The sequence below is a fragment of the Citrobacter sp. S55_ASV_140 genome (genome assembly GCF_018919505.1).
Lineage (GTDB): Bacteria > Pseudomonadota > Gammaproteobacteria > Enterobacterales > Enterobacteriaceae > Citrobacter > Citrobacter werkmanii.
The window spans coordinates 1-3,945 of the sequence record NZ_JAHLQZ010000280.1; the positions used below are offsets into that span (position 1 = coordinate 1).

A 3,945-nucleotide genomic window follows, 5' to 3' on the forward strand; every position below is an offset into this window, starting at 1 on the left:
GGGTTATAACTGGCCAGGCTATGTGCCAGGACAGCGATAGCCAACATGATCAAAAATGCTACCGCTATATAGCATGGTTCTCTTTCTTTGGTTTCAAGGATTGTCGAAGATGCTTTATAAGATTTCAAGGATACAAATAATAAAGCAATAAAACTCAGCTGGCGAAAATAATAGAATATAGCGATATCGTTAGTTCTTTTTTCTATCGAAGTGTGATCATTGATTAAATCCTGAACGATATAGATAGTTTCCACAAAGAAAATATTATTGCTAAGAAATGCCATACCTAAGACTATGAGACATGTTAGATCTTTTCTGCATAAATACTGAAACAACATAAACAGGAAAATAATTCCATATAAAAAGAATAAACCTACTATGATAATCAAATATATTGTTTGCGGAACACTTTGTATTGTTAATTTAAACTGTGTAAGACATAACCCACCAAGAATATAGCTGATTAAGCAAGTTATATAGAACGCCATCAACTTCCTGTTATTTGAATTACTGTTTTCCATAACATCCTTAGGAGTATTCTTGAGTTGGCATTTTATATAATAAAGCATAAGCATTTGCAATCTATATAGCCGTACAACTTCAGTGATATTTATTCATTTATTATTTAATGATTTTTTATCCATTTATAACACCTGGTATTAATCATCTATTATTATGTATCCTTTTTTAAAACGCCTCACGCCATTAACAGATGTTGCACATGGCGGATACTTAGTCATTACTTTTCCGCCTCTTGAGTTCAGTATCTCTCAGTAATTACCTCTGTGATTTCTTTACATTAATAAATATTTTTTCCTTTATTTTAATAAGGTTAGACATCCTCTCATCAGAACAATGGGCATTACTGCAAGCAAAAACACGAGTAAATACGTATTAAATCTGAAGATTCATTTATATAACAGTATCGTTTATTTATTTGATTTTCATTACGCCACTGCTAACCACACACATTACCTTTTTTTCTCAAATTCGCGGTCGTCCATTACGCCAACTTCAGTATCTCGCATTGTAAATTTTTCCATACCAATCGAAGACGTCATCATAAAACCCTGTCGTCGCTACCAACGGCTGGCATTCATTTAGGTTAGCTCTGCAGTCAATGGGTTTGACGCTCCGCGGATCGAGGTCTATAGATTGAATCATCACCATTTATTGTTCACCTTAGGAGAAGATTATGGCAAAGAATGACATGTATTTTTATGCCACGCTGGAAGAGGCTATTGATGCTGCTCGTGAAGTGTTTCTGGCAGATAACCCAGGTCTGGAGGCTGACGATGCCAGTGTTCAGCAGCTAAGCGTACAAAAATACGTGCTACAGGATGGCGACATTATGTGGCAAGCAGAATTCTTTGCCGATGAGGATGATGTCGATGGCGAATGTCTGCCAATGCTAAGCGGTGAAGCGGCGCAAAGCGTTTTTGATGGTGATTATGATGAGATTGAAATTCGTCAGGAGTGGCAGGAAGAAAACACGCTTCACGAATGGGACGAAGGTGAATTTCAGCTGGAGCCTCCCCTTGATACCGAAGAGGGTCAGACCGCAGCTGATGAATGGGATGAACGATAACTACTCGTAAGGCCCATGGTGAATGTCGAGCGGTAACAACAGCGTATCAAACACCAGCGAAAACGGCAGGTCGAGGATGGTGACGTAGCGCCATGCGGAATCCCGGACATCCCACTGTACGCCCGGATAGTATTGGTTGCCATGCCCTTGTCCTGGAATGGTCCGGCTAATGATGCTGCCGCATCCGCTCAGGAACAAGACCATTATCGCTACTGCCGCTATTCGCATCTGGTACCCCATGACTCTTTTTATTCAGTATAAAAAAATACCGGCACCAGGCCGGTATTTTCACTTTACAGAACGCTTATTTTTTCCTGAGCGCTAACGGATTCAGGGTCAGCCCCTGATAGTAATTCACCCACGAAGAATACCTATCAGGTGAATTCCAGACGCGATAGTGCAAACGCGCCATGGTTACTGGATCGCTTAACAGCACAAGGCGACGATCGCGATTCAGTTTCTCCGGCGTTTCGTTCAGCGCCTGCTCCACATGACGGTCGCGTGCAATCTCAAGTACGTTACTCACACGGTGGCGAGCAGTCGCCATTGCCGTAGCCAGCGCGTTAAACGACGGGTTAAACACAGCATGCATAAAACCGTCATCCAGCGTACGATTACGGTTCATTACCAGATAGGTATCTGTATCCACCAGCACCTGCGGCGGAGAGTACTCTTCCGGGATCAGGAACAGCTTCCAGCGTTTGGTTCGTAACCCAACCGTAGAACGACTGGAAATTACGGAAACAAACGGCGAGAGGATCAGCGAGAAGACAATCGGCGCCAGCCAGAACAGAAAACGCAGATCCAGCCAGGCCATACCCACAGCCCACACCAGCCCCAGCAAGAGCTGAGAACCGTGACGCATAAATGCTTCCCCCCACGGGGTGGAATCGTCATCACGCTGCGGCGAATTCCACACCACTTCCCAACCGAGGAATGCGCTCACCACGAAAACGGTATGGAACAGCATACGCACCGGCGCCAGCAGCACGGAGAACAGAACCTCCAGCAGCAACGACAGCGTGACGCGAATAAATCCGCCGTACTCTTTCGTCCCTTTACACCAGATAAGCAAAATACTCAGCAGCTTCGGCAGGAACAGCAGCACCATGGTGGAAGCAAACAGCGCGATCGCCAGTTCAGGACGCCACTGCGGCCAGACCGGGAATAGCTGCCGCGGTTGCAGGAAGTACTGCGGCTCCGTCAACGCATGGACTACCTGCAATGCGGTAGACAACGCGAGGAACATGAACCACAACGGCGCTGACAGATAGGACATAACGCCGGTGAGGAACACCGCGCGGTGAACCGGATGCATCCCCTTAACCAGGAACAGACGGAAGTTCATCAGGTTGCCATGACACCAGCGACGGTCACGCTTGAGCTCATCCAACAGGTTTGGCGGCAGCTCTTCATAAGAACCCGGCAGATCGTAAGCGATCCACACGCCCCAGCCGGCACGACGCATTAATGCCGCTTCCACGAAGTCATGGGAGAGGATCGAGCCTGCAAATGAACCTTCGCCAGGTAACGGCGCAAGCGCACAGTGCTCAATAAACGGCTTCACGCGAATGATGGCGTTATGACCCCAGTAGTGCGATTCACCCAACTGCCAGAAGTGAAGCCCGGCGGTAAACAACGGGCCATAAACACGGGTCGCGAACTGCTGGCAACGCGCATACAGCGTATCCATACCGGAAGCCTTCGGTGAAGACTGGATAATCCCGGCGTTAGGATTCGCTTCCATCAGACGAACCAGACCGCTCAGACAGTCACCGCTCATCACGGAGTCAGCATCCAGCACCACCATATAGCTGTACTGATTCCCCCAGCGGCGGCAGAAGTCATCGATGTTGCCGCTTTTGCGCTTCACACGACGACGACGACGACGGTAGAAAATCTGCCCTTCGCCCTGCACTTCGGCAATCAGTTCCATCCACGCTTTTTGTTCCGCTACGCAGATATCAGGATTGTAGCTGTCGCTCAGGATGTAAACATCAAAATGCTCGGCGTTGCCCGTGGCTTTAACTGACTCCCACGTGGCGCGCAGCCCCGCGAATACGCGGTCAACGTCCTCGTTACAGATAGGCATAATCAGTGCGGTGCGGTGTTCAGGATTCAGTGGTTCGTCCCCGACCGTTGAGGCGGAGATACTGTACTTATCTCGCCCAATCAGCAGTTGCAGGAAGCCCATCAGCGCAGTCCAGAACCCTGCAGAGACCCAACAGAAAAGCACGGCAAACAAAATCAGAATCCCGGTCTGTAGCATATACATATAGGGCAGCAATTGCATAAAGGAGACCCACAGGTCCTGCCCCATCATGTCGACCGGATTTATGAATGCCCAACCCTGATAC

General features: G+C 47.7%; 4 protein-coding genes. 1 reads left to right on the top strand and 3 read right to left on the bottom strand.

Translation table 11 applies throughout. The annotated features are described in order from the left end of the window. Positions 1-521: MASE4 domain-containing protein (locus KQJ18_RS22375; RefSeq protein WP_216422775.1), on the bottom strand; the 521-nt coding region annotated here is incomplete at its 3' end. Between the two features lie 689 nt (positions 522-1,210). Between KQJ18_RS22375 and KQJ18_RS22380 the strand changes: the two genes are divergently transcribed. After that, complete coding sequence (locus tag KQJ18_RS22380) at positions 1,211-1,588, top strand: MysB family protein (RefSeq protein ID WP_038643106.1); 378 nt, start codon at positions 1,211-1,213, stop codon at positions 1,586-1,588. On the opposite strand, the gene KQJ18_RS22385 is transcribed toward KQJ18_RS22380, so the two are convergent. Then, positions 1,589-1,816 carry a YceK/YidQ family lipoprotein gene (locus KQJ18_RS22385; protein ID WP_160956312.1) on the bottom strand — a complete coding sequence of 76 codons (228 nt, stop codon included), beginning with the start codon at positions 1,814-1,816 and terminating at the stop codon, positions 1,589-1,591. A 76-nt stretch (positions 1,817-1,892) separates the two neighbouring features. Beyond that, positions 1,893-3,945: glucans biosynthesis glucosyltransferase MdoH (mdoH, locus tag KQJ18_RS22390; protein WP_216422776.1), on the bottom strand; the 2,053-nt coding region annotated here is incomplete at its 5' end.

Excerpts from the sequence above, each read along its gene's own strand:
- KQJ18_RS22380 (WP_038643106.1), top strand. The coding sequence starts at position 1,211 with ATGTATTTTTATGCCACGCTGGAAGAGGCTATTGATGCTGCTCGTGAA.
- KQJ18_RS22385 (WP_160956312.1), bottom strand. The coding sequence starts at position 1,816 with ATGCGAATAGCGGCAGTAGCGATAATGGTCTTGTTCCTGAGCGGATGC.